Here is a 22,930-nt window from a genome sequence, read left to right as displayed (position 1 = left end):
AAATTGGTAAATGCGAATGTACAATAAACAAATGTACAAAAAACATTTGAACAGAAAGTAAAAAGACGGGACGGGAAGGCGATTCTGCCTTCCCTACCTGTGTTGCAGCGATAATAGCAATTTGATGATGAGATCGCCAATCAATTTCTGGTCAATGGAAGCCAAAGCGATCGAATTGTAAAGATGGTACCCGTCAAGCGTGGCAATCATGGCGGCAGCCGTTTGCCGCATGTCAGGATCCGCAATGTTCCTGAATTGCGGAAACTGTTTAAAGATCGAAATGAGCATATCGACCCAGTTCTGATAATGAATGGTCATTTGTCGTTTTATTTCTTCATTTCGGATGGCGTTCACACAGAACTCAAAATAAATGGGAGCCCATTTGTCTTCCCGGGTGAGTTCGATAAAAAGCGCCACGCCTCTTCGTACGCTTTTTTCCAAATCCTCTTCAGGAGTATAAGAATCGAAAAACTTCTGCTTAAAATTTTCCAACCGATTCTCCATCAGTTTGAGAAACAATTCCTCTTTGCTGTCAAAATGCACGTAAAATGCCCCTTTGGTATAGCCAGCCTCCTTGGCGATATCTTCGATGGACGCTTTTTCATATCCTTTTTCGGCGAACATTTTCAGGGCCGCTTGCATGAATCTCCGGTAGGATAGATCCCGCTTTATCTGGTGTTTGGTCCTCTTTTCCATTGCAACCTCCTGAAAACTGCGTCTTGCGGTTAAGCAAATTAACAAGTAATGTTATTGTACCACACTAAAATTTCATATCGCTAATGAGATGCCGTCAGGGAAATATTGACTGCCCCGGTATGATCACATTATATTTTATTTACCATCCGGTTGGTATTTAAAATGTTTTGAGGATTACCTTGAAAATGATTCAAAAGTTTGTATTATCTTTTGCCGTTAGCGCATCATTAAAGAGAAAAAAGGATCGTAGTCCCTGGATATTCACCCGAACAAAAGTTTCTGGGTCTTTTGTATGTAGAAGATACTGATTTGAAAAAACAATCCACTTCACCGTTTAGCCCCATCCATCTCTATCAATTTGGAACCAAATATGTCATGGACCCGGCCCAGGCATTGAAAAGACGGGAAAATAGACATTACCCGGATCGGAATCTATGATTCAATCTAGGACCGTATGATCAAACTTCTGCTTCAAAACGGATCAACAGATGGGAAAAGCATTTTTGTAACCCATTTTTATGAATTGGGGAGTCGGTTACCCATTCAAAATCCATTAAGTAAAATTGATATAAGCACATTTCAGGTTGACGTTTTAACAGGATCGTTTCAGGGCAGCTTCTCTTGCATCCCACGATTATAAGCTATACGTAGGAAGTGACCTGGATAGCCAACTGACGGTTGCCGATGAAAAGACGTGTAAAGTGGAGAAAACAATAAATACCAAAATGCCGGCTCTGTATATTACAGAGGTGCGCTGATTTTCATCATGTTTGTAGAAGCGCGTGTTGGTTTATAACGGCGCGTGACCCTGAAAACCTGATTAAATGGCGGAAGCGTGTGGGAATCGAACCCACCTGCGACACCCCGTGCCGCACACTCGGTTTTGAAGACCGGGAGGGACACCAGTACCCCATCCGCCTCCAGAGTTCTGTCTTTTGTCGTTCTGTCTTTTGTCGGCGTATGACCAACGCATTTTTCAATATACCAAATTGCATAAGGTAACTCAAGATCCCGCAATCACTCACGTAAACCGGCTACCACTTGCAAACCGAAAGTAATAGAATGTATAATCTTTTGTGTGTTGCATCCGATTTCAGTTTGCCGGGGAAGGTGTTTTATGAAACGCAATCGTTTGCTGGTGCTCGTGATGACATTGATTCTGTCGTTGGTTGCGGCTGCCTGCGGTGGAGCGACCAAGCCGCAGGGTGCAACTTCGACTCCGCCGACGGATAAAACGGAAAGAAAAGACTTCCTGGTGGGGGTGATCCCTGCCGAGACGAAATTCAGCGAACAGTCCAAAGAAAAAATGCAAAAATACTTGTCTGAAAAAATCGGCCAAAACGTGGTGGTAAACGCGTACCCGGATTACAACGGGGTTGTGGAGGCGCTCAATTCCGGCAAAATCCAGATGGCTTACCTGGGACCGCTCACCTACGTGATCGCCCACCACAAGAGCGGAGCCAAGCCGGTTGTGGCCCGTACCACGAATGGCGGAAAACCGTATTACTATTCCTACATCATCGTTTCCTCCGATTCGAAGCTGAACACGCTTGACGATCTGGTTGCCAACTCGCAGGACATCAAATTTGCTTTTGGCGATCAGAACTCCACGTCCGGTTCGCTTGTACCGGGGGCGGAATTGCGAAAAAGAGGTGTGTTCACGGACCGTACAAACCACAAGTTTAAGGAAGTGAATTACACGGGCTCCCATGACGTGACCGCAAAGTCCGTCGAAGCGAAAAAAATTGACGCCGGTGCCATTGACTCGGCGTATTTCGAAAAAATGATCGAAAAAGGCACAATCAAGAAAGAAGACTTCAAGATCATCTGGAAATCCGACCAACTCTTCCAGTACCCGTTTGCAGTCAACAAAGATGTCAGCGACGACATGGTGAAGAAACTTCAGGACGCATTCGTGCAGATTCAAGATAAGGACATTTTGGACGCGTTTGCAGCTGACGGTTTTGTGGTCACAAAGGACGAGGACTATGCTGCCATCCGGGCTGTTGCGGAAGCGGAAGGACGTCTCAAATAAGCGGCGGTGATGGGGTTTGTTGCCAAAAGTTCAGCTTGTGCGGCGAATTTTGCTGTTCGCCGCGCTTCTTTTGATGGTCATATGGAGCGTGCGCGGCGTTCAACTGAAGCTGTCCGATTTCCTTGACATTGACAACACCATCCGGTTTGTGTGGCGGGATTGGCTCCCGCCCGATCTGTCGGTGCTGGGAGAGGGGGTCAATCAATCGTTTTTGACGTTGCAGATCGCCGTTAGCGGAACTTTTTTTGCGTTGCTTGCCGCACTCCCATTCAGCTTTCTGGCGGCACGCAACACGGGAATACCGGGGATTTCCGGTGCCCTGCGGGGCGTTTTGGGCTTTATCCGTTCCGTTCCGGAGATCGTGTGGGGGCTGGTTTTTATTCCGACGATCGGACTGGGGCCGCCAGCCGGTGTATTGGCGATTTTGATCCATAATGTGGGAGTGCTGGGAAAACTGGTATCGGAACTGGTGGAAGCTTCTGATGAAGAAACGCAGGAGGCGGTTGTGGCGGCTGGCGGCAACCGGCTTCATGTGATTCGCTTTGCGATTCTTCCTGACATTTTGCCAAACGTTTTGTCTCAGTACTTTTATCGTTTGGAAGTTGGCATCCGCACCTCGCTGATCCTGGGATTCATCGGAGCGGGCGGAATCGGTAACATGCTGTTCCTCGATTTTAAAGTGTTCAACTATAAAGCGGTGCTGAGTGAAATCCTGATGATCATGGTGATTGTCTGGTTGATTGACTCTGTTGGCGCCTGGGTCCGCAAAAAAGCGATGTAAGGATAAGGTAAGGGTAGAGCGGAAAATCTATCCAATCCGCACCCGATACTCCCGCAACCATGTATCGACTTGCGCCAGATACGCGTACATTTGTGGAACGCTCATGAGCTGGCCGTACCAGGGCAGGTGCGTGGCATCCGCATCCGTCCGGATGAGGGTGCGGACGGCTTTGACATCGATCAATTCCAGCAGGGGAGAGGACGGATCTTCCAGAATATCGGTCAGCCAGCGGCGGACCGCATTTGTGTAGGCGGGATTGTGCGTCTTCGGGTAAGGGCTTTTTTTCCGGTCGAGAACATCCTCCGGCAGAATGCCGCGAAGTGCCCGGCGGATGATGCCTTTTTCCCGACCGTCGCAGCTTTTCATCTCCCAGGGAATGTTCCACACGTATTCGACCAGCCGGTGATCGCAGAAGGGCACCCGGCCTTCCAGGCTTGCCGCCATTGTCATGCGGTCTTTCCGGTCGAGCAGTTGCGCCATGAACCAGCAGATGTTCAGATAAAACATTTCACGCCTGCGGGCTGCCAGGGGAGCTTCTCCCGGCAGGCGGGGGACTTCGGCAAGCGTTTCTTCGTAACGGCGGGCCACGTACTCTTCCGGTTGGATCCGCTCAACCAGCTCGGGGTTCAGCAATTGTGTCCGTTCCCGCGTCTTGCGCAGCCAGGGGAAGGTGTTGGCGTACATCGCCTCCTCCTTGTGAAACCATGGATACCCGCCGAACAGTTCGTCGGCGCATTCGCCTGATAATACCACCGTCGTGTTTTTCTTGATCTCGCGGGCGAAAAGGTAAAGCGAAGAATCCACGTCCACCTGGCCCGGCAGATCCCGCGCAACCACGGCCGTCCGCAAAGCTTCGACCAGCTCCGGCGTATCGATCACGATCGAGCGGTGGTTCGTGTCGAAATGCCCGGATACCCGTTTCACCCAAGGGGCGTCGGAATTCGGCTGGAATTCATGGGCTTTAAAATATACCTCATTGTCGGTGTAGTCGATGCTATAGGTGTCGAGCTTCCCGCGTCCCTCACGTTGAAAGGCGAGAGCCGCAACGGCGGTGATGGCGCTGGAATCGAGCCCGCCCGAGAGCAGGGTGCCGATTGGAACGTCCGACACCAACTGGCGCTCGATGGAATCGATCAAAAGCTCCCGCACTTTTTCCGCGGTTGTGTCGAGATCGTCTTCGTGGGGACGGCTCTCCAGTTTCCAATACCGGCGGATCGAAAGTCCGTTCCGGTCATAAGTCATGCAGTGCCCGGGCCGCAATTCCCTGATTCCCCGGAAAACGCCGTGTCCGGGAGTGCGGGACGGTCCCAGCGCAAAAATTTCGGCCAGCCCTTCCGCGTCCACCGCAGGTTCCACGGAGGGGTGGGCAAGCAGAGCTTTTAATTCGGAACCGAACAGGAAAGCACCGGGTTTTTCCGCGTAAAAAAGAGGTTTCACGCCCAGCCGGTCACGGGCGAGAAACAGGTGCTGCTCCGGTTCCGTCCAGATGGCAAAGGCGAAAATTCCGTTGAGTTTCCCAACGCAGTCCGCTCCCCATTCGATGTAGGAAGTCAGAAGGACTTCGGTGTCGGAGTGGGAGCGGAACACATGGCCCCGCGTCTTTAATTCCCGCCGAAGATCCTCCGTGTTGTACAGTTCTCCGTTGTAAACGATCGTGTAGGAGCGGTCGCCCCGGCTGCAGGTCATCGGCTGCGTGCCGCCCTCCGGGTCGACAACAACCAGCCGGCGATGACCGAGGGCGGCATGCGTGGAAATCCAGTATCCTGCCGCATCCGGACCGCGATTTTGCAGTGTATGCGTCATGGCTTCCAGGACCGATTTTTGCCTGATTAGGTCCTGGTTCCAATCGATCCATCCAGTAAGTCCGCACATCGTATACATTCACCTCGCAACGGTTTTTGCAGCTCCAGACAGCCCTGATGAAAAGGGATTTGGAGCATTCTATGCCGAATGCCGGGCAAATGTCACGACTGCGGGGAAGACTATATTTTGAAATTGGCGACCAGACTTTGCAATCTTTCGGCAGTTTGCGCCAGGGAGGAGGCGGATGCAGAAATCTCCTCCATCGAGGCTAATTGTTCCTCCGCGGCAGCAGATACGTTTTGCGTGCCCGCTGCGGTGGTTCCAGCCACTTCCGTAATCAGGCGAACAGACTGCACCACCTGTTGCGAACCGGCCGACATTTCCTCCACGGCGGCGGAAACTTCTTCGATTTGGGCGGCGACATGGTCGACGGAACCCTGAATCTCTTGGAATGAGCGGCCGGCGGTGTTTACAACCTCGATTCCGATGGAGACTTCTTTGGTCCCTTTTTCCATTGACCGCACCGCCCGCGTGGTTTCGTTTTGGATATTGCCGATCAATTCCGCGATTTGTTGGGCGGATTGCGCCGATTGTTCGGCGAGTTTGCGCACTTCATCGGCCACCACCGCAAACCCCCGCCCGTGTTCGCCCGCCCGGGCCGCTTCGATCGCCGCGTTTAGCGCCAACAGGTTGGTTTGCTCCGCAATTGCCGTAATGACTTCCACGATTTGCCCGATCTCCCGCGAACGTTCACCAAGTCCCTTAATCATCCCCGCCAGCTCGGTAACCGTATCGCTGATGGAGTTCATCTGGCTGACCGCCGTTGTAACCGCCCGGTTTCCTTCCTTGGCGGTTTCGGAAGCTTGCAGGGAAGCCATGGTCACACTCTGGGCGTTGGCGGCGATTTGTTCGACGCCGGTGGACATGTCGGAAATGATCTTGGAAGTTTCCTCCACGGTTTTGGCTTGTTTTTCGGCGCCGGTGGCGACTTCTTGGATCGTCAGGGCGATTTGTTCCGTCGCCTTGCCGGTTTGTTCGGATGTCGCAGACAGTTCTTCCGCCGAACTTGCTAGATGATCCGCCGTTTCTTTCACTTCCCGGATCAGATTGCGCAGATTTTCCACCATTTTGTTCACAGCCGAAGCCAGTTGGCCGATTTCGTCCTTCGAATCGATGCGGAGGCTCTCCACATTCAGATCGCCGACGGACACCCGGTCGGCGATCTCTGCGACTTTCGTCAGGGGATGCGCGATCATCCGGGCGATGAACCAGCCCAATACAACGGCCAGGGCGACCGTTGCGAGAATGGTTGTGGTCATAATTCTGTTGGCAACTACGGCATCGGCCTCGCTTTGCGCTTTCATTTCTTCCGCCGATTTGTCATTGTAATCGGCCAATTCTTGCAAGGCGTTGTTCACCCTGTCCAAAGTGGCGGATGCGGCATGAAATCCCTGCAACGCTTCCGCCTGTTTGCCTTCCAGCGCCAGTTGGATGAAACGGCTGCGCTGTTCCCGGTATGCGGCGAGTTCTTTCTTTATTTCTTCGTATTTTTCTTTTTCAAACGGTGTCAGATCGGTTTTTTCGTAATCGGACAGCAGCTTGTTAACTTCTTCGGTTCGCGAGTTTATTTCTTTGAGGTGTTCCTGCTGTTTGGAAGGATCATTGGCCAAAATAAGTTCGAGCGCCACCGCCTCGTTGGCCCGGGTGTTGGCGCGGGCCGCGTTGATCCATTTGATCGGCAGCAAGTTGTTTTGGTACATGTCATATGTAGTCGTATTCGCTTTTTGCAAATATTTATAACCGGTATATCCGACCAATGACATGAAAACGGCCATAATTAACACGAGTCCAATGATCTTTGCGGATGTTTTTCGATTGCGTACCCATTGCATAAGAATTCCCCCAATTCAGTGTTTGTCCTGCCGTGCTTCGTTTCGCTGCCTTGCGGCAGTATTTCCTATTTCGACAGAAGACCGGTATACTCCTGTCTCAAGAGCCGTTATTCCCAGGCGACCAAAGTCACTCCGATCAGAATGACCAAAACGCCGATCCAGCGGGTTAACGGAACGGTTTCCTGAAACAATCCCCAGGCGATCACCACACCGAACACGTAAGCGAGACTCTGCAAGGGATAAGCGATGCTCAAACTCATGCGGGACAGTGCGACAAACCACAGGCCTGTCGCCAGGACGTACAAGAACAGCCCGAAAATGACATGCGGGGATAAAAACGCTTTCCAGAGATTGTCGACCGTTACGCCGCCGATCCGCTCCAGACCGAGTTTGAAAAAAAATTGTCCGGCCACAAGCAACAGGATATTTGCCAACAGAAACACGTAATTCATCGAACGTTTTCTTTCCTTTCGGCGGGAGGTTGCAGGCGGGGATTCAAATCGTTCAGATTCCTTTTTTCCAGTTCGGCTTTCAGGACGGTCAGTTCCTGCGTCAGGCGCAGAACGCGGTCCGAAAGCCGGGAAGCGACAACGGTCAAGTGCAGGATCAGGGCAAAGCAAAAAATCAGCCCGAGCAAAAACAAAACGGCGGGCGCGTATTTGATGTCCAACATGGCCGCCAACCATTCCAGCACCGCGGTGTTGGACGAGACGATCACAAAACCGGCGCCGACAAGCAGCCACAACAGGGAATACTGTTCTTTCAACCGCTGGCGGCGCACCAGGTCGAGTACGACAAGAATGAATCCAACCGAAAACAAAAGGGAAAACCAGTAGACGTTCATGCCTGCTCCCTCGCTTTCGGGTAACGCAGCACGTTCATGAACAGGGCAAGCGCAACCTTGACCATGTAATAAACGGATTTCAGCGGCGTAATCGAGGAAGTCCCGGCCTGCCGCTCGCGCATTTCCGTCGGCACTTCCAAAAGTGTGTATCCCTGCCGTTTCAGATACACAATCGCCTCGACTTCCGGGTAATCGGTCGGGTAATAGGAACTGAACAGATCGATTAGCCGCTTGTTGACAACTCGGTAACCGCTTGTGGTGTCCTTGACTGCTTGTCCGGCAAGAACCGTCACCAGACCGGAGAAAAAGAGCATCCCGACGCGGCGCATAAAAGAGGATTTGTAGGCGGTCCGTTCCACATAGCGGGAGCCGAGAATCATGTCGCCATCCCCGTTTTTCGCATGCCGCAAAAGGCGGGGCAGGTCGGCGGGGTCGTGTTGGCCGTCCGCGTCAATCTGGACCGCATATTGGTATCCGTTTTTGTGAGCGTACAGGTATCCGGTCTGCATGCCGCCGCCGATCCCGACGTTAAACGGGAGGTTCAAAACGGTTGCACCGGCCTGCCGGGCAACTTCGGCCGTGCGGTCGCGGGAACCGTCGTTGACAACCACGATATCGGCTTCCGGTACATGTTGGCGGATGGAACGGATCACATGAGCGATGCTTTTTTCTTCGTTATAAGCCGGAATAATCACCAGTGTGTCGGAGCTCATGCATATCCTCCTCTCTAAGATCCGGCCGGTGTCTTGCTTCTGGGCGACCGGGAGAACAAGCGAAAAACGGAAGGCGGACCGCGAATGCGGCTCCCAACAGCCATCCGATCAAACGATTGTTTTCCGACACGGCAGATCCCCCAGAACGAAAACGGGAATGTAGAAAAACGGGATAGGAAAGTCTTTACAAACCGGCTCGCTATAACTACAGTAATGATCATATACCGGAACCCCAACTATATACAAGACAGAAAGGAGAGGTGACGATGTTTTTGTACCGGGTTGAAGCGTCAGGCAGCGGGTTTCCGCCGGTCGCGGTGATCGTGCTGGCCGATTCGGACGAAAAAGCGTTCATTTTCGCACAGGCTCAAATCGAACGGGATTTTTTGGGATCGATTGAAATCCGGGATTTTGCGATCGTCCAGAAAAAACCGGTTTCTCCCGGAACCGCGTACACGGTTGAGAAAAATTAGCGTTTTCCTTTCTGCCGGGCAGCGTCTGCGAACGCGTGGCGGAAGAGGCCGAGTGTCCGGTCCGTTCAAAATCACGGGAGTGACCCCAACTCCCCCTTTCGCAATCGCTCCAATGCCGCAGCGATATCCTCGGCAAGCGGCGCTTCCAATTCCATCCGTTTCCCCGTGCGCGGGTGGCTGAAGGATAAACGGGAGGCGTGCAAAGCTTGGCGTTTGATCAAAGCGGAAGCCCGTCCGTACTGCCTGTCCCCCAAGATCGGATGCCCGTGGTGAGCCAAATGCACCCGAATCTGGTGCGTCCTCCCCGTTTCCAAAGTCAATTCCAACAAACTGGCCCCTGCCAGCTTTTCTTTCACCGCAAAATGAGTCACCGCCGAGTCCCCGTCTTCTCTGACTTTGCGTTTCGCCGGATTGAGGGGATCTTTCCCGATGGGATAAGCAAGTGTCCCCGTTTTCTCCTGTAGTTCCCCTTCCGCCAAGGCCAGATAGACCCGTGCCAGTTTCCGTTCCCGCAATTGCCGGTCGAGATGCTGGTGAGCAAAGGCGGATCTGCCGACGATCAGGATGCCCGATGTGTCCCGGTCTAAGCGGTGAACCGGCCGAACCGGCAGCGTCAAGCCTTGCGCTTGCCAGTGCCAGGCGATTCCGTTGGCCAGAGTTCCCATCTGGCCCGGCTGAACCGGATGCACGTTGATCCCTGCCGGTTTGTTGACGACCAGGATGTCTTCATCCTCATACAAAATGTCAAACGGAATTTGCTCAGGCACCAGGGACTGCCGCGCCGACACTTCGGCGGCGACTTGCACCACATGCCCTTTTTTCACCGGCCGCTTGAGAAAAGCGGGCTTGCCGTTATACAAAATTCCCCTGCTGCGGGTCAGCTTCTGGATCATCCGCCGGGAAACCCCCATCGGACCGGTCAGAATCTCCTGCAAAAGCGCTCCCTCTAGTTCGGGAGGAATGGTATATTCAATCCAAGAACGTTTCGTTTTCATGTGACGACCTGCCTTCCGGGTAGGCTTAACAGGGATATTATCACAGGTTCGCCAATTACACAAAGCAGAGTGGGGGAGTGACTCGAATGCAACAATGGTTGTTTGTAGGGATGATGGTGGTGGCCGGCGTAACGATCGGGTTTCAGTCGCCGATTAATGCCGCGCTGTCCAGAAAAGTCGGCGTGCTGGAGTCGGCAGCAGTGTCGTTTTCCGTCGGATTGACGACACTGTTGCTGATTGTGGCTGTTTTTGGAAAAGGAAACTTGCGCGAAGTGGTTCACGTTCCTTGGTGGCAGTGGCTCGGCGGTCTTTTGGGCGCCATTTACGTCACGACGATCATTGTCGGAGTGCCGCGCATCGGTGTGATGACCGTAATGGTGGCGGCTTTGGCCGGGCAATTGGCAATCGGGCTGTTGATCGATCATTTCGGCTGGTTTGGGATTCCGGCGCGGCCGGTCGATTGGCAAAGGATTGCCGGCGTGGCGTTGATGTTTGTCTCCCTTTGGCTGATATATGGCAAGAAATAGGGATTCGCCAAAAGAAGATAGACAAATTTTTAAAAAAATCATATATTTAGAATAAATTATTTATATTGAACGGGAGGAGTGAATGTGGAATTTGTTACAATTTATGAACTTTCCCGTATGGCAGGAGTTTCCACAGCGACGATTCGACTTGACATAAAAGCCGGCAAACTTCCCATCGCGGCCCCCGGCAGCAGAGGCAGAGGAAACCCGACCAGGATCCGGGTCGCGGATTTGCAAAATGCGGAACGCATTCAGTATCAGCAACTGGCCCGTCGGCTTTTGAAAAACGGGATACACGGCCATCCGGGCGGAAAGGACTCGGAAAAGTTGAGCGTCAATGAATTGGCCAGGCGAACCGGACTCTCGCCCCAAGTTGTGCGGAAAGACATTATTGAAGGCAAATTGAAGGCGGAAGGAGGAGGCAGGCGCGGAAGCCCTTATTATATTTTTTTGGAGAACCTTGCCGCTGCCGACCGGGTCGAATACCGACGTTTGATTGAAAATTACCGGCGTTCTAGCGAGCAGGGGCTCCAAAATGAAATCGCTTCCCTAAAAAGGGAAATCCAATCGCTGAAAGAGCGGCTGGCGAAGTTTGAAAACGAGATTGCGGAACTAAAAGACAGGGACGTGACAGACAAAACCGCTGGCCAGAGCGCAATGGATTCCAACGTGCCGCCGACGGAACTCATTGAGATTCGGCTGGATGCGGTTACGTTGCCGGCTGTTTTCCAGGGATACTATGTAAGCGAATACAAAATCAGGAATTTAAAAATGCGAATCCGGAACGGCGAACCCTTGGATCCGATTCAGGTTCGCCGGCAGGATGACGGATCGTACATCTTGCGGCGCGGCATCGCCCAATACCATGTGGCGCAGGAGTTGGGGCTGGCCGTGCTGCCCGCGTATCTGGAAAGTTCAGAGGAATAAAAAGAGTCCCTTCTTTTGTTGAGAAGGGACTCAAACTTTTACGAACGGCGCCTCGATACGTCGGAATGATTTACGGTAATTCCCAACCTCCCTGCTACCCATCCGGTTGTACTCGCTTGCAGTACGATCGTGATCAAAATTGCCAAGAAGGCAACAGCGGCTATTGCATCCATATGCGCTATTCCGGTTCCGGCGATGATTCCGAGAAGGGCGGCGGGGATGACGCCGGTTTCCCGCACCCAAAACATGAATAGAATCTCATTCCATTTCCACTTGGCTTTTCGGTCCGGGAGCGTACTGGTGATGACCGTGAGCGGTCGCGCCACCAGCATAAAGATCGCCACTACGGCAAGACCGGGCAACCAGTAAGATGAAAGCGTTGCAAAGTTTACTTGAGAACCTAACAAGACAAAAATCAGCATCCGCATCATTAATGTAATTCCATCATAAAAATGCGCCACTGTATTGAGTTTGTGATCGCTGACTGGCAAACGAAGCGAATTATGATTGCCCAGCATGACGCCGGCGATAAACGTCGCCATAAACCCTGAAAAATGAAACAGATCCGCAATCACGTAAGAAGCGATTGCAGAAGTTGTATAAGCTACAGCCGGATACTCCCGAAAGAATCCGTACCGGTTCTCCGATATGAAGACGGCTGACAACCACCCGATTACCAAGCCTACCCCGATTCCTCCAAGCGCCATTTTTATAAAATCGAGAATTGTGTCAGAGAATGAGAATGTTTGCGTCCCCGCCGCCAATGTCAAAACCGTAAAGGTCAGTATGGAACCGGTCGCATCATTAAATGCGCTTTCACTTTCCACCGTCTGTTTTACCCGCTCATCGATTTTCACTTGCCGGAATACAGGGATTAAAGTCGCCGGATCGGTTGAGGCGATGATGCTTGCCAACAGCCATGCGTAAATTGCGGGTAATTGCAAGAAGTAAACGGCGGCTACCGCTGTAATAGCCGCGGTGATGACAACACCCGGGACCGCTAGAAGCAGAATCGTAGGCCATACTTCTCTCAGAACTTGAAAACGTATGGCTCTTCCTCCATCAAATAAGATTAACGATGCCCCTAAAATCATAATGAACTGATTCGCGGTTGAATCCGCAGGCAATCGGACCAGGTTTAACAAAGGACCCGCGACTACACCCGCGAGAATATAAATAGCGACATCAGGAACTCTTAGATAATGTGCTAACTTGCCGGCAAACATGCCTGTTACAAAAATGATGACCGTGAGTAAAAGCAGATTATGTACGGCTGTGATTGCAGACGATTCCAATGCCGGTTTCCTCCTCGCTTTATTTCATTTACTATACCATAAGTATGTATAAAATTGTATTTTTGTCCAGACTTTACAGAAGAGCGGGAAGGGGGGAGGCGTGAACATGTTTGTCGAAAAGCGAATTGAGAAGAGGGGGCAATTCTCGCTCTTGCCTAATTTTGAATGATTTTAAAAAAATACGTACTCCAGATTGAGCTTTTTCCTTGGTTGGTATACAATAACATACGGGAAAGCCCACTATATACTGTTGTTGAGGAGGGAATGAAAATGCCAAAAGGTGCTACGGAAACAAAAACCTTGAAAGTCGGCGACAAGGCGCCTGACTTTACGCTGAAGGCGCACGGTGACCGCACCGTCAAGCTGTCCGACTACCTTGGCAAGAAAAACGTATTCATCGCGTTCTATCCCCTCGATTGGACGCCGGTCTGAGGTGCTCAGATGCCTTCGTACGAGGACGATCTGTCCAAGTTCGAAGAGTATGATACCCAAGTTTTGGGTATTAGTGTAGACAGCATTCCAAGCCACGAAGCTTGGCAAAAATCGATTGGCGGCATCAGTTATCCGCTGTGCTCCGACTTCTATCCGCACGGCGAAGTCGCCAAAAAGTACGGCGTACTCCGCGAAAATCCGGACGAACCGGCATACGGCGCTACCGAGCGTGCGCTGTTCATCATCGACAAAGAGGGGATCATCCGCTTTATCGATGTTCACCCGATCGGGGAACAGCCGGACAACGAAGAACTGTTTGAAATCCTGCGCAAACTGTAACCGGCAGGTGCAAAATAAAAAAGGGCATATGCGTTGCATATGCTCTTTTTCAATCCCGGCGGTTCATCGGCAGGTTGCTTTATTTTTTATAGCGGTTGACCGGGCGGCCGATCGAGCCGTATTGCACCTCGAGCTGAATTTCCCCCTTTTTTTGCAGGTATTCGAGATAGCGGCGGACGGTGACCCGGGCAAGGCCGGTTCCGGCGGCCACTTCCTCAGCCGATACGGGATGGTCTTGTGCCGTCAAGTAGTTGAGAATCTGCTGCAGCGTATGATCGTTCAACCCTTTTGGCAGGAGGGTTCCCCCGCTGCGGGTGGAGTCGTGCTGGCGGATCCCGGTGATCACGTCCATGTCCGCCTGCTCCAGATGGCGATTTTCCTGCAGTTTTTTATGCATGTACCGGTACTGGTCGAGGGCGGTGCGAATCCGTTCAAAGCGAAACGGCTTGAAAATGTAGTCCACCGCCCCGAAACGCAAGATTTGCTGGATATGTTGGGGATCCCGGTTGGCGGTGACAAGGATCACGTCAACGGGAAGCTCCCGCCGGCGGATCTCCTTCAGAACCGCCAATCCGTCCGTATCATGCAAAAAGTAATCCAACAGCACCAGATCTGGATCGGTTTCCGCGATGACTTTCCACGCCTCAGCGCCGCTGAAAGCTTTCCCCACCAGTTGATAGCCGTCGATCCGCGACACGAATTCCGCGTTGACTTCCATGACCATCGGGTCGTCTTCGACGATGACAAGACGGATTGGTTCCATCGGTTTGTTCACTCCATTTCCCATTCAGGTCCGGGCAATATGACAGTGAATGCGGAGCCTTGCCCCGTTTCGGATTCCACGATAATTTCGCCGCCGTGCAAGTCGACAAACTGCTTGACGAGATACAGTCCGATGCCTTGTCCCCCGGCGCCTTTTGTCGTGAAACCGTAGTCGAAGATTTTGTTCCGCACCTCGGGCGTCATGCCAATTCCGTTATCACTGACGCGGATTTCGACCCCGTCTTCATTGCCTTCGAGGAACAGGGAGACCTGCTTGTCGGGCCGGTCCGCTTTGCCGGCTGCGTAGATCGCGTTTTCCAGCAGATTTCCCAACACCAGCAACAAGTCGGATTCCTTGATGTTGGCGGGCAGCACCGGCAAAGAGGAACGCGGATCGACCGTCAATTCGACGCCTTGTTCCCTGGCATGGCTGATCTTGCCCAAAATCAGCCCCGATATGCTGTAATCACTGATTCGTTGGGTCAGGAAGTGGGTTTCCGTTTCCTTCTCTTCGTTAAAGCTCAGAATCTTTTCCACCACTTCTTCATACCGCTGCAGTTGAATCAGGCCGGCGATGGTATGCAGTTTGTTTAAATATTCGTGGTTTTGGGCACGCAGCGCGTCGATGAATTTTTTGACCCCCGTCAGTTCCTCCGCGAGCTGGTACACTTCTGTCCGGTCCTGAAAAGTGGACATTGCCCCCAGGACTTTGCCGTTTACAATGATCGGAACCCGGTTCGACAAGATCACGGTATCGTTGATTCTCCGGAGTTGATGGTATTGCGGCTTGCCGTCGTGAAGCACGTCCGGCAGGCGGCTGTCCGGAATCACTTCCCGCACCGGTTTGCCGATCACCTCCTGCGTGATGTTCATCATGCGGGCGGCTTGTTTGTTGAATACGGTGATCCGTTCATTGCGGTCGATCGCGATGATTCCCTCCGCAATCGACTCGATCACCGCTTCCCGTTCTTCAAACAAACGGGCGATGTCAAGCGGCTCCATGTTGAACATCTGCCGCTTGATCCGGTTGGCCACCCAAACGGCGCCGAGTATCCCGAAAAAGGTTCCCAGCAGCAACGGAAGGTACAAGTTCAGCCGGTATTCCCACGCGATCTGCAGAAATGACGGCACAAGGGCGCCGACGACCACAACGCCGAGCTGTTTTGCTCCCTCTTCATCCATCACCGGAACGAAGGCGCGGATCGAGTCCCCCTTGACTCCTTGCGCCCTTGACACATAAGACTGTTCCGTCAGGGAAGGGCCTTCGTCGCCCCCTTCGAAGCGGGTGCCGATTTGACTTTCCAGGGGATGCGAGTACCGCACCTTGTCCATGTCAAACACAACCACATATTCCACGTCGGTGGCAAGCCGGACGCGTTCGGCAATCGGCTGGATGATCCGCCACCCTTCCGGGTTTCGCAACCCTTCCCGCAGGCTGGGGGATTGGGCGAGGGATTGCCCGATTGCCATCACCCTTTTTCCCAATTCCTGTTCGTACGCTTGGGTCATGCGGTTGATCATGCCGAAGCTGCCGCCGATTACCGACAAAAAGACGATAACCGAAACTGTAATGGCGATTCTGGTTCGCATTTTCAGGCGACTTTGTCTCATAAGCCAAGCTCCCTAAAAAATTCTTGACCGAGCTTTTGTTCCATTTCCCGGTAAAGCGGCTGGTAAAACCGTTTCCAGTCCGCTTTTTCAGCGTCGCTCAGCGTGTCGATGCGGATGCAGTCGCAGTTGTAAATTTCCCGCAATTGGACCTGTTCGATTTTGCCGGCCTGGGTTCTTTCCCAGTTGGTGACTTCGTCCATCGTTTGCGCGATTGTCCGCTGGAGATCCGGCGACAAACGGTTCCAGAATTTTTTGTCGATCACCACGAGATAGCCGAGGTAGCCGTGACCGCTGAGGGTCATGTATTTTTGCACCCGGTAGAACCGCTTGGTGTAAATGTTGGAAATCGTGTTTTCCTCGCCGTCGATGGTGCCTTTTTCAAGTGCGGCGTACACGTCGTTGAAATTGATTTCAACAGGATGCACCTGCAGCAGGGTGAACTGGTGGTTGAGGACGGCGCTCGGCATAATCCGCATCGTGGTTCCTGCCAGATCCTGGGGCGTTCGGATCGGGCGGACGTTGTTCGTAAATTGTTTGAATCCGTTGTCCCAGAAGCCGAGAACCACCATGTTGTTTTGCTCCAGGGATTTGGCAATCCGCTCGCCGATCGTGCCGTCCAGTACTCTGTGATACCCTTCCAGGTCGGAATACAGATAGGGAAGATCGAAGGCACCCAGCTCCGGCACGATGTGGGTGAGCTTGGACAAGGTCGGGGCGATGATCTGAATGCGACCTTGTTGCAGGGCTTCCAGTTCCTCCGAATCTTTGTACAGGGAACCGTTTGAGAACACCTGCACTTCGACCTTGCCGTTGGTCCGTTCCTTCATGAGCTTTGCGAACAAACGGGCAGCTTGTCCTTTTGGCGTGTCCTCGCCCACCACATGCGAAAAGCGGATGATGATCTTGTCGTTCTCCCCGACCTGTTCGTGGTCGGCGGCTTTCGGGGCGCACGCTGCCGCGAGCAAGGCGGCGGCCAGCAGGAAACTGAGGGGCAGCGTTTTGATTCGCACTCGCGTTCACCTCGCTTGACTGTGATTATCATCGCACATTCCGCAATGGATTCAAAGCTCAGGCCGTAAGAACAAAAAGACCAAAAGGAACTATATGTTCAAATTCTTCCTGACAGCGGGTGAATATGATTTATTTTTCGTAGAAGTCTCATTTTTCATTGCAATTTCTTTTGTATCTATTGTAAGCGATTGCAAAGAGGGGGTACACAGAAGATGAAAAAATTTCGTCTTACATTGACGGCGCAAGTGTTGACCGGCCTTGCGCTGGGGATCGCGCTGGGATTTTTCTCTCCGAAAATCGGTGCGCAGATGAAACCGCTCGGGGACTTGTTCATCAATCTTATCAAAATGGTCATTACCCCGGTCGTGTTCCTGACGATCGTCGTCGGGATCGCCAATATGGGGGACATGAAAAAAGTCGGCCGCGTCGGGGCGAAAGCGATTTTGTACTTCGAGATCGTCACGACATTCGCCTTGGCGATCGGCCTTGTCGTCGTCAACTGGATGCAGCCGGGTGCCGGCTTGAATCTGGCGGCGTTGAAAAAAGGGGATATCAGCCAATACACAAAGGCGGCGGCGGAAACCGACTGGGTGCAGTTCTTCTTGCACATCGTGCCAAGCAACGTGTTTGACGCTTTTGCCAAAGGCGACCTGCTGCAGGTCCTGCTCTTCTCCTGCTTGTTTGGGGTGGCGCTGTCGGCGCTCGGCCAAAGGGGCAAGCCCGTTGTCGACTTCTTCGAACGCTGTTCCGAAGTGTTCTTCGGTATCGTCAATATGGTGATGAAGCTCTCCCCGATGGGGGCGTTTGCCGCGATCGCCTACACGATCGGCAAATTCGGCATCGGCGCTCTGATCCCGCTCGGGAAGTTGATGATCAGCGTTTATGTGACCATGATCCTGTTTGTCGTGATCGTGCTGGGCCTGATCGCGAAAATGTACGGTTTCAGCATCTTTAAGTTCATCCGTTACATCAAAGACGAAATCTTCATTGTTGTCGGCACATCCTCTTCCGAATCGGTACTGCCGCGGATGATGGAGAAAATGGAAAAATACGGATGTTCCAAGCCGGTCGTGGGAATGGTGCTGCCGACCGGATACTCGTTTAACCTTGACGGCACTTCGATCTATTTATCGATGGCGGTCATCTTCATCGCCCAGGTGTACAACGTTCACCTGGATCTGATGCAGCAATTGACGATCATGGCGATCCTCATGTTGACTTCCAAGGGCGCCGCCGCCGTAACGGGCGGAGGTTTCGTCACGCTGGCGGCCACGCTTTCCGCCACCCATTTTGTGCCTGTTGAAGGCTTGGCGCTGCTGCTTGGCGTCGACCGTTTCATGTCGGAAGCGCGCGCTTTGGTGAACCTGATCGGCAACGGCGTCGCGACAGTCGTGGTGTCAAAGCTGGAAAAGGATTTTGACGAAAGCAAGTTTGCGGAGCAAAACCTCGCCCTTGGAAAAGGCGAAGCCGTTTCGGAACAACTGCCTGCGAACGCTAATGAAGTTGTTGGGAATTGATAAAAAGGGGCTGTTTTACAGCCCCTTTTTTGCATAATGGTTTGGAAATTACGGGTGGCCCGAGCGAGACCAAGAAGAATTTTATGTCCAAAAAGTACCCGACAAGATGAAAGAATAGCGGTTTCCTCCCTCAGTCAACGATAGAGTCTGTACCCGCCGGGTACAGGCTCTCTTTTTTTGCTGGCTCTTTTTGCTTTGTTTGGTAAGCCAATCTATGTTAAAATTGAATGAATCCTCATTCAACGACAGGAGGTGCCATATGCCGCATCCGATCCAATTGGAGCGCCCCTGCAAGGGAGTGGTTTCGATCGCGATTCCGACTCCTTTCCGGATCGGGGACGTAAATGTGTACTTGCTGGAAGGGAAAACGCTGACATTGGTGGATACCGGCCCTAACACGGAGCAGGCCTGGAATGCGCTGGTAAAAGGAATCGAAGGAGCAGGCTACCGGTTGTCCGATTTGACCCAGATCGTGCTCACTCACTTTCACGAAGACCACAGCGGACTCGCATACCGCCTGAAGCAAGAGACGGGGGCGACGATTTTCGCCCATCCGGATACGGCCGTTTGGTTGGGGGAAGACCCCGTTTTTGTCGAACGGCGAAACCGTTTTTTTGTTGACCTGTATCAACGGGGCGGATTGCGTCAGGATCAGATCGGCAAGATCATGTCCTCGTACGAAGCGCTGCGCCGGTTCGGTCATCCGTGCGAAGTCGACGCGGTGTTGGCGGACGGCGATGAACTGAACTCGCAACCGGAATGGCGAATCCTTTACACGCCGGGACATTCCCAAACGCAGCTTTCGTTATACCGGGCATCCGACCAGACCATGCTGCTGGCCGATCACTTGATCGCCCATGTCTCCTCCAACGCTTTTCTTGAACCTACCGTCCGGCCGGACGGGGAGCGGGTGAAACCGTTGATTCAGTACCGGCGGGAATTGGAAAAACTGAAGCGGCTGCCGGTTCGGCTGGGGCTGTCCGGCCATGGTGCGCCGATCACCGACCATGCGGCCTTGATCGAAAAAAGGCTCGAATCGCAAGACCGGCGTGCCGACAGTATCGTGGAACTTCTGACGGACAGGGAGAGGACGGCGGCGGACATTGCGTTCCGGCTGTTTCCCCGGCATCAGGACCAACTGCCGCTGATCATGTCGGAAACGATCGGCCATCTCGAATGGCTGGAAGCGGATGGGCGGATTCAAAAAACCAGCCGGGACGGAGTCGACTGGTATCTAGCGCGGGACGGATTGTCCCCGGCCGATCTGCCATGACGTTCGTCCGGCCAGGAAATGGTTGTTGATCAGCGCCAGCAGGATCGTTCCGACGGTCAAGGCGGTCACGCCGTGCCATTGATACCGGTGCCACAAGAGGCCGGGCAGCCAGGCTCCGAGGCTTCCTCCGACATAGTAGAAAAATTGGTAGAGCGCGGCAGCCGCACCGCGGGAACGGGCGGCGACATCCCCGACGTAGGCGGTGGCCGCCGATTGCGACGCGAAGTTGCCCAAAGACATCAGGGACAGCCCGAGGATCACCAGCAGGATCGACGGCCACAGCGTCAGGAGGATGCCCATTCCGCCAATCAGGTGCCCGAGGGCCATGGTTGCCCGGCGGCCGATTTTGTCGGACAGGTAGCCCGCGGCGGGGGCGGAGAACACCCCGCAGACAAACGTCACAAAGATCAGCGAAGTCTCGGCGACTCCGAGCGAAAAAGGCGGCTGGCCCATGTAAAAGGGCATATAGGTAAAAACTCCGATAAACGCGAAAAACTGGGAAAAACCGATAAAAAACGTCCCGACCAGCGCGGGGTTCGTGAAGTGAACCAAAAAGCTTTGGCTGAGTTTTTCCGTTTGGTGACGCGATCGAGGCAGGAATTTCCAGATCATCAACGTGACGATAACGGCAATCGCCGCAAAAACGGTAAAGGGGGCCTGCCAGGAAACATGCTCGGCGATAAAGCCGCTGATGATCCTCCCCGCCAAACCGCCGACAACCGTGGCGCTGACGTAGGTTCCCAGCACCCTACCCCTTTCATGCACCGGAAATTCTTCCGCGGCGTAGGCCATCAACAGGGCGGTGACTCCCGGTATGCACAATCCCTGCCAAGACCGCAAAATCAGGATTCCCTCAAAGGAATCGGTAAAACACAGCATTGCGCTCGGGACGATCAAAAGGGCGTTGGCAAGGAGAATCCCTTTTTTCCGGTCCCAACGGTCGGAAATCGGGGCCAGTATCAGGGAAGCGACCGCCAGCGCGACAATCGGCAGGGAAATGGTGAGGCTCGCTTTCGGAACCGAGATGGAAAACACCTCCGCCAGCATGGGAAGCAGCGGCTGTGGCGCATAGAGTATCGCAAATATGTTTGTGGTTGCCAGAAACACAATCAGCAGGCGGGGCATCGTGAAACTCCTTTCATGACGAAATCTTGGAAGCTTACCCGAGGACGTTGAAAATTCTGTGAAATCCGAGCCAGATTCCACCGCTTAGAACTGCGGCGAGGACGGTGGCGGCCAACGCTTGCGTCAGGCGAAAAGGTTGACCCGGCAAACCGATGGCGGCTGCCGCGAGGAATCCGCCGATCAGCCCGCCGATATGTCCCGAGTTGCTGATTTGCGGAACCAGAAAACCCAACAGCAGGTTCACCGCCAACGTCGTCCAGATGGCGCCGCCCATCGTGCGCCGGAAGAAGTCTTTCCGCTGGGTGCCGAAATACAAGAGGGAGCCGAGGATGCCGAAGATCGCCCCCGAAGCACCGACCGCGGGATAAGGGGAAAAGGCGAAACTCGCGATGTTCCCGGACAGCCCGGCCAGCAGGAAAACGAGCAAAAAGCGGTTGCTGCCGTAAATCCATTCCGCATCCCGCAGGGAATACAGAGCGAAAGCGTTGACCAGCAAGTGAAGCGCCGACGCGTGGATGAACATGGGAGTAAACAGGCGCCAGTATTCGCCCGCCAGTATGAGTTCGTTGACTTTTGCGCCGAATCTGAACAGGATCAATGGATTTTCCGCCGGACCGGTTGCGGACATCCACAGAAACATCCCAATGATGATCGCCAACAGGGAGTGAACCGCCTTGGAGGATTGCTGCACAAACACGTTTTTCCATTCGGCGCCGCGTTGTTCCAGAGTTTGCAGAATGTCGTTCTGCAGCTCCTGCGGCGCATACGCTTCTTCCACGCGGGCCGCGGCTTCCAGCACCGCCGATTTCGGAAGAATCCCTTTGCCAAACCACGGGAGGTTGGAGGCCAGAGCCTTTTTTTCAAAATCGAACCATGCGGTGTAAATCGCAATATCCGGCGCTGTCTGGTGCCGTTCAAGCGATCGCAGCAGCCGTTCCTGTTGTGTGTCGGGCGAATCCGGATACGTGATCAACTGCAGCACGGTGATTCCCTTGTAGGGATGGTCCCGCAGAATATCCCTCGCTTCCGCGTGTGAAGAGTCAAGAAAATCGGGCAACGAAGCGAGCTGTTGCCCCCGCCCGATCCGGATCAGGACCCCCCGGCCCCCGTCCGCCTTGAACAGCGACGTTTCCGGAAACAAGGCTCCCGGCGGGAACCATGTGTAGCCTTCCTTTTGAACCAGGTTGCGTGCCAAAGCGAGTTCAAACGATTCCATTGCACTCCACCTCACCCACAGTTTCTCCTATTGCAAGGTTTTCCGCAAGTGTAAGGTGTTCCGCAAGGCCGTCGCGCAAGGGCTGGCGACAAAAGGGGCGAGAAAGGGAGGATCGGTCCGGAAGATCCGAGCAATGACGATTGGGGCAATGACGACCGGGGCCCGCCACAACCGGCCTGCCCGGTTGATTTTTTCCATCGAGTGTGCCTATAATTGTTCATAAACGGTTGCTTTTGTATGTTTCGTCGCATGCGAATTGGAAACATTCGCATATACTAGTCATGACAAATTTGAAGGTCTGGGTTTGCGAATGTGCCGCCGTTTGTTGGTGATACTAGCGACATGCTGGCACCTTATTTTTGGAATCTATGGAGGGGTTACTGATGGAAGATTTGCGTCAACGCGTGCAGGACGCACTTGATAAAATCCGTCCCGGCCTGATGGCCGACGGTGGGGATGCCGAGCTGATCGATGTCGATGCCGAGAAGGGCATTGCGACCATCCGCATGGTGGGCGCTTGCGGCGGTTGCCCGATGTCCACGATGACGCTGAAAATGGGGATTGAACGGACGATTCGCGCGGCGGTTCCCGAAATCAAAGAAGTAGTCGCGGTTTAAGAAATTTTTCCTTCATAAAAGAAGCAACCGCAGTTCCATCATCGTA

22 protein-coding genes and 1 tRNA gene are annotated in these 22,930 nt (G+C 53.2%); 9 read left to right on the top strand and 14 right to left on the bottom strand.

Annotated features, from left to right (window positions below; genetic code table 11):
• Nucleotides 1-93: 93 nt before the first annotated feature.
• Together AC4ED1_RS04710 and AC4ED1_RS04705 are read right to left on the bottom strand one after the other, a co-directional pair.
• Nucleotides 94-696: a TetR/AcrR family transcriptional regulator gene (locus AC4ED1_RS04710; RefSeq protein WP_490936263.1), complete on the bottom strand. Its 603-nt coding sequence runs from the start codon at nucleotides 694-696 to the stop codon at nucleotides 94-96.
• Nucleotides 697-1,521: 825 nt separating this feature from the next.
• A tRNA-Sec gene (locus AC4ED1_RS04705) sits at nucleotides 1,522-1,618 on the bottom strand.
• Nucleotides 1,619-1,813: 195 nt separating this feature from the next.
• On the opposite strand from AC4ED1_RS04705, the gene phnD reads away from it, so the two are divergent.
• Both phnD and phnE read left to right on the top strand, forming a co-directional pair.
• Nucleotides 1,814-2,731: a phosphate/phosphite/phosphonate ABC transporter substrate-binding protein gene (phnD, locus tag AC4ED1_RS04700; RefSeq protein WP_490936262.1), complete on the top strand. Its 918-nt coding sequence runs from the start codon at nucleotides 1,814-1,816 to the stop codon at nucleotides 2,729-2,731.
• Between the two features lie 19 nt (nucleotides 2,732-2,750).
• The gene (gene phnE / locus AC4ED1_RS04695) at nucleotides 2,751-3,512 is read left to right on the top strand and encodes a phosphonate ABC transporter, permease protein PhnE (RefSeq protein ID WP_490936261.1); all 762 of its coding nucleotides are present in this window, start codon (nucleotides 2,751-2,753) and stop codon (nucleotides 3,510-3,512) included.
• A 27-nt stretch (nucleotides 3,513-3,539) separates the two neighbouring features.
• On the opposite strand, the gene asnB is transcribed toward phnE, so the two are convergent.
• The 5 genes from asnB to AC4ED1_RS04670 form a co-directional block, all read right to left on the bottom strand.
• The gene (gene asnB, locus AC4ED1_RS04690; RefSeq protein ID WP_490936260.1) at nucleotides 3,540-5,384 is read right to left on the bottom strand and encodes an asparagine synthase (glutamine-hydrolyzing); all 1,845 of its coding nucleotides are present in this window, start codon (nucleotides 5,382-5,384) and stop codon (nucleotides 3,540-3,542) included.
• A gap of 110 nt (nucleotides 5,385-5,494) precedes the next feature.
• On the bottom strand, nucleotides 5,495-7,207 hold the full coding sequence (locus AC4ED1_RS04685) for a methyl-accepting chemotaxis protein (protein WP_490936259.1): 1,713 nt from the start codon (nucleotides 7,205-7,207) through the stop codon (nucleotides 5,495-5,497).
• Nucleotides 7,208-7,314: 107 nt separating this feature from the next.
• Entirely contained in the window at nucleotides 7,315-7,659 is a 345-nt protein-coding gene (locus tag AC4ED1_RS04680; protein ID WP_490936258.1) for an EamA family transporter, read from the bottom strand.
• Nucleotides 7,656-8,051 (bottom strand): DUF2304 domain-containing protein, encoded by a 396-nt coding sequence (locus AC4ED1_RS04675; RefSeq protein WP_490936257.1) that lies wholly within the window; start codon nucleotides 8,049-8,051, stop codon nucleotides 7,656-7,658. Before AC4ED1_RS04675 ends, AC4ED1_RS04680 begins: the two co-directional genes overlap by 4 nt.
• Entirely contained in the window at nucleotides 8,048-8,764 is a 717-nt protein-coding gene (locus tag AC4ED1_RS04670; protein WP_490936256.1) for a glycosyltransferase family 2 protein, read from the bottom strand. The genes AC4ED1_RS04675 and AC4ED1_RS04670 overlap by 4 nt, the downstream gene beginning before the upstream one ends.
• A 266-nt stretch (nucleotides 8,765-9,030) precedes the next feature.
• Here AC4ED1_RS04670 and AC4ED1_RS04665 point away from each other — a divergent pair, with 266 nt between their 5' ends.
• Entirely contained in the window at nucleotides 9,031-9,237 is a 207-nt protein-coding gene (locus AC4ED1_RS04665; protein WP_490936255.1) for a DUF3906 family protein, read from the top strand.
• A gap of 71 nt (nucleotides 9,238-9,308) precedes the next feature.
• On the opposite strand, the gene AC4ED1_RS04660 is transcribed toward AC4ED1_RS04665, so the two are convergent.
• Nucleotides 9,309-10,232 carry an RluA family pseudouridine synthase gene (locus tag AC4ED1_RS04660; RefSeq protein ID WP_490936254.1) on the bottom strand — a complete coding sequence of 308 codons (924 nt, stop codon included), beginning with the start codon at nucleotides 10,230-10,232 and terminating at the stop codon, nucleotides 9,309-9,311.
• Nucleotides 10,233-10,318: 86 nt separating this feature from the next.
• On the opposite strand from AC4ED1_RS04660, the gene AC4ED1_RS04655 reads away from it, so the two are divergent.
• Nucleotides 10,319-10,759, top strand: coding sequence for a DMT family transporter (locus AC4ED1_RS04655; protein WP_490936253.1), 441 nt, complete (start codon nucleotides 10,319-10,321; stop codon nucleotides 10,757-10,759).
• An 84-nt stretch (nucleotides 10,760-10,843) separates the two neighbouring features.
• Nucleotides 10,844-11,686, top strand: coding sequence for a hypothetical protein (locus tag AC4ED1_RS04650; RefSeq protein ID WP_490936252.1), 843 nt, complete (start codon nucleotides 10,844-10,846; stop codon nucleotides 11,684-11,686).
• Between the two features lie 38 nt (nucleotides 11,687-11,724).
• Here AC4ED1_RS04650 and AC4ED1_RS04645 read toward each other — a convergent pair whose 3' ends face one another.
• Nucleotides 11,725-12,981, bottom strand: a complete 1,257-nt coding sequence (locus AC4ED1_RS04645) for a cation:proton antiporter (protein WP_490936251.1) — start codon at nucleotides 12,979-12,981, stop codon at nucleotides 11,725-11,727.
• 165 nt (nucleotides 12,982-13,146) lie between these two features.
• Here AC4ED1_RS04645 and AC4ED1_RS04640 point away from each other — a divergent pair, with 165 nt between their 5' ends.
• The gene (locus tag AC4ED1_RS04640; protein ID WP_490936250.1) at nucleotides 13,147-13,752 is read left to right on the top strand and encodes a peroxiredoxin; all 606 of its coding nucleotides are present in this window, start codon (nucleotides 13,147-13,149) and stop codon (nucleotides 13,750-13,752) included.
• Nucleotides 13,753-13,831: 79 nt separating this feature from the next.
• Here the strand turns inward: AC4ED1_RS04640 and AC4ED1_RS04635 are convergent, their stop codons facing one another.
• From AC4ED1_RS04635 to AC4ED1_RS04625, 3 genes are read right to left on the bottom strand one after another with little or no spacing between them, the layout of a single operon-like run.
• Nucleotides 13,832-14,515 carry a response regulator gene (locus AC4ED1_RS04635; protein ID WP_490936249.1) on the bottom strand — a complete coding sequence of 228 codons (684 nt, stop codon included), beginning with the start codon at nucleotides 14,513-14,515 and terminating at the stop codon, nucleotides 13,832-13,834.
• 8 nt (nucleotides 14,516-14,523) lie between these two features.
• Entirely contained in the window at nucleotides 14,524-16,125 is a 1,602-nt protein-coding gene (locus tag AC4ED1_RS04630) for an ATP-binding protein (RefSeq protein ID WP_490936248.1), read from the bottom strand.
• The gene (locus AC4ED1_RS04625; protein WP_490936247.1) at nucleotides 16,122-17,135 is read right to left on the bottom strand and encodes a DctP family TRAP transporter solute-binding subunit; all 1,014 of its coding nucleotides are present in this window, start codon (nucleotides 17,133-17,135) and stop codon (nucleotides 16,122-16,124) included. Before AC4ED1_RS04625 ends, AC4ED1_RS04630 begins: the two co-directional genes overlap by 4 nt.
• Nucleotides 17,136-17,348: 213 nt before the next feature.
• On the opposite strand from AC4ED1_RS04625, the gene AC4ED1_RS04620 reads away from it, so the two are divergent.
• The gene (locus tag AC4ED1_RS04620; RefSeq protein WP_490936246.1) at nucleotides 17,349-18,653 is read left to right on the top strand and encodes a dicarboxylate/amino acid:cation symporter; all 1,305 of its coding nucleotides are present in this window, start codon (nucleotides 17,349-17,351) and stop codon (nucleotides 18,651-18,653) included.
• Nucleotides 18,654-18,912: 259 nt separating this feature from the next.
• Nucleotides 18,913-19,926 carry an MBL fold metallo-hydrolase gene (locus AC4ED1_RS04615; RefSeq protein WP_490936245.1) on the top strand — a complete coding sequence of 338 codons (1,014 nt, stop codon included), beginning with the start codon at nucleotides 18,913-18,915 and terminating at the stop codon, nucleotides 19,924-19,926.
• Here AC4ED1_RS04615 and AC4ED1_RS04610 read toward each other — a convergent pair.
• Nucleotides 19,888-21,051, bottom strand: coding sequence for an MFS transporter (locus tag AC4ED1_RS04610; protein WP_490936244.1), 1,164 nt, complete (start codon nucleotides 21,049-21,051; stop codon nucleotides 19,888-19,890). The genes AC4ED1_RS04615 and AC4ED1_RS04610 overlap by 39 nt on opposite strands.
• Nucleotides 21,052-21,085: 34 nt before the next feature.
• The gene (locus AC4ED1_RS04605; RefSeq protein WP_490936243.1) at nucleotides 21,086-22,267 is read right to left on the bottom strand and encodes a rhomboid family intramembrane serine protease; all 1,182 of its coding nucleotides are present in this window, start codon (nucleotides 22,265-22,267) and stop codon (nucleotides 21,086-21,088) included.
• 383 nt (nucleotides 22,268-22,650) lie between these two features.
• Here AC4ED1_RS04605 and AC4ED1_RS04600 point away from each other — a divergent pair, with 383 nt between their 5' ends.
• Nucleotides 22,651-22,884: a NifU family protein gene (locus AC4ED1_RS04600; protein WP_490936242.1), complete on the top strand. Its 234-nt coding sequence runs from the start codon at nucleotides 22,651-22,653 to the stop codon at nucleotides 22,882-22,884.
• The last annotated feature ends 46 nt before the right edge of the window (nucleotides 22,885-22,930 follow it).

The organism is Effusibacillus sp. SKA8 (assembly GCF_058273125.1).
Note: the sequence above shows the minus strand (reverse complement) of the source record. Positions and strands in the feature narration are given on the sequence as shown.

Excerpts from the sequence above, each read along its gene's own strand:
- AC4ED1_RS04710 (WP_490936263.1), bottom strand. The coding sequence starts at position 696 with ATGGAAAAGAGGACCAAACACCAGATAAAGCGGGATCTATCCTACCGG.
- phnD (WP_490936262.1), top strand. The coding sequence starts at position 1,814 with ATGAAACGCAATCGTTTGCTGGTGCTCGTGATGACATTGATTCTGTCG.
- asnB (WP_490936260.1), bottom strand. The coding sequence starts at position 5,384 with ATGTGCGGACTTACTGGATGGATCGATTGGAACCAGGACCTAATCAGG.
- AC4ED1_RS04685 (WP_490936259.1), bottom strand. The coding sequence starts at position 7,207 with ATGCAATGGGTACGCAATCGAAAAACATCCGCAAAGATCATTGGACTC.
- AC4ED1_RS04680 (WP_490936258.1), bottom strand. The coding sequence starts at position 7,659 with ATGAATTACGTGTTTCTGTTGGCAAATATCCTGTTGCTTGTGGCCGGA.
- AC4ED1_RS04675 (WP_490936257.1), bottom strand. The coding sequence starts at position 8,051 with ATGAACGTCTACTGGTTTTCCCTTTTGTTTTCGGTTGGATTCATTCTT.
- AC4ED1_RS04670 (WP_490936256.1), bottom strand. The coding sequence starts at position 8,764 with ATGAGCTCCGACACACTGGTGATTATTCCGGCTTATAACGAAGAAAAA.
- AC4ED1_RS04665 (WP_490936255.1), top strand. The coding sequence starts at position 9,031 with ATGTTTTTGTACCGGGTTGAAGCGTCAGGCAGCGGGTTTCCGCCGGTC.
- AC4ED1_RS04660 (WP_490936254.1), bottom strand. The coding sequence starts at position 10,232 with ATGAAAACGAAACGTTCTTGGATTGAATATACCATTCCTCCCGAACTA.
- AC4ED1_RS04655 (WP_490936253.1), top strand. The coding sequence starts at position 10,319 with ATGCAACAATGGTTGTTTGTAGGGATGATGGTGGTGGCCGGCGTAACG.
- AC4ED1_RS04635 (WP_490936249.1), bottom strand. The coding sequence starts at position 14,515 with ATGGAACCAATCCGTCTTGTCATCGTCGAAGACGACCCGATGGTCATG.
- AC4ED1_RS04630 (WP_490936248.1), bottom strand. The coding sequence starts at position 16,125 with ATGAGACAAAGTCGCCTGAAAATGCGAACCAGAATCGCCATTACAGTT.
- AC4ED1_RS04620 (WP_490936246.1), top strand. The coding sequence starts at position 17,349 with ATGAAAAAATTTCGTCTTACATTGACGGCGCAAGTGTTGACCGGCCTT.
- AC4ED1_RS04615 (WP_490936245.1), top strand. The coding sequence starts at position 18,913 with ATGCCGCATCCGATCCAATTGGAGCGCCCCTGCAAGGGAGTGGTTTCG.
- AC4ED1_RS04610 (WP_490936244.1), bottom strand. The coding sequence starts at position 21,051 with ATGCCCCGCCTGCTGATTGTGTTTCTGGCAACCACAAACATATTTGCG.
- AC4ED1_RS04605 (WP_490936243.1), bottom strand. The coding sequence starts at position 22,267 with ATGGAATCGTTTGAACTCGCTTTGGCACGCAACCTGGTTCAAAAGGAA.
- AC4ED1_RS04600 (WP_490936242.1), top strand. The coding sequence starts at position 22,651 with ATGGAAGATTTGCGTCAACGCGTGCAGGACGCACTTGATAAAATCCGT.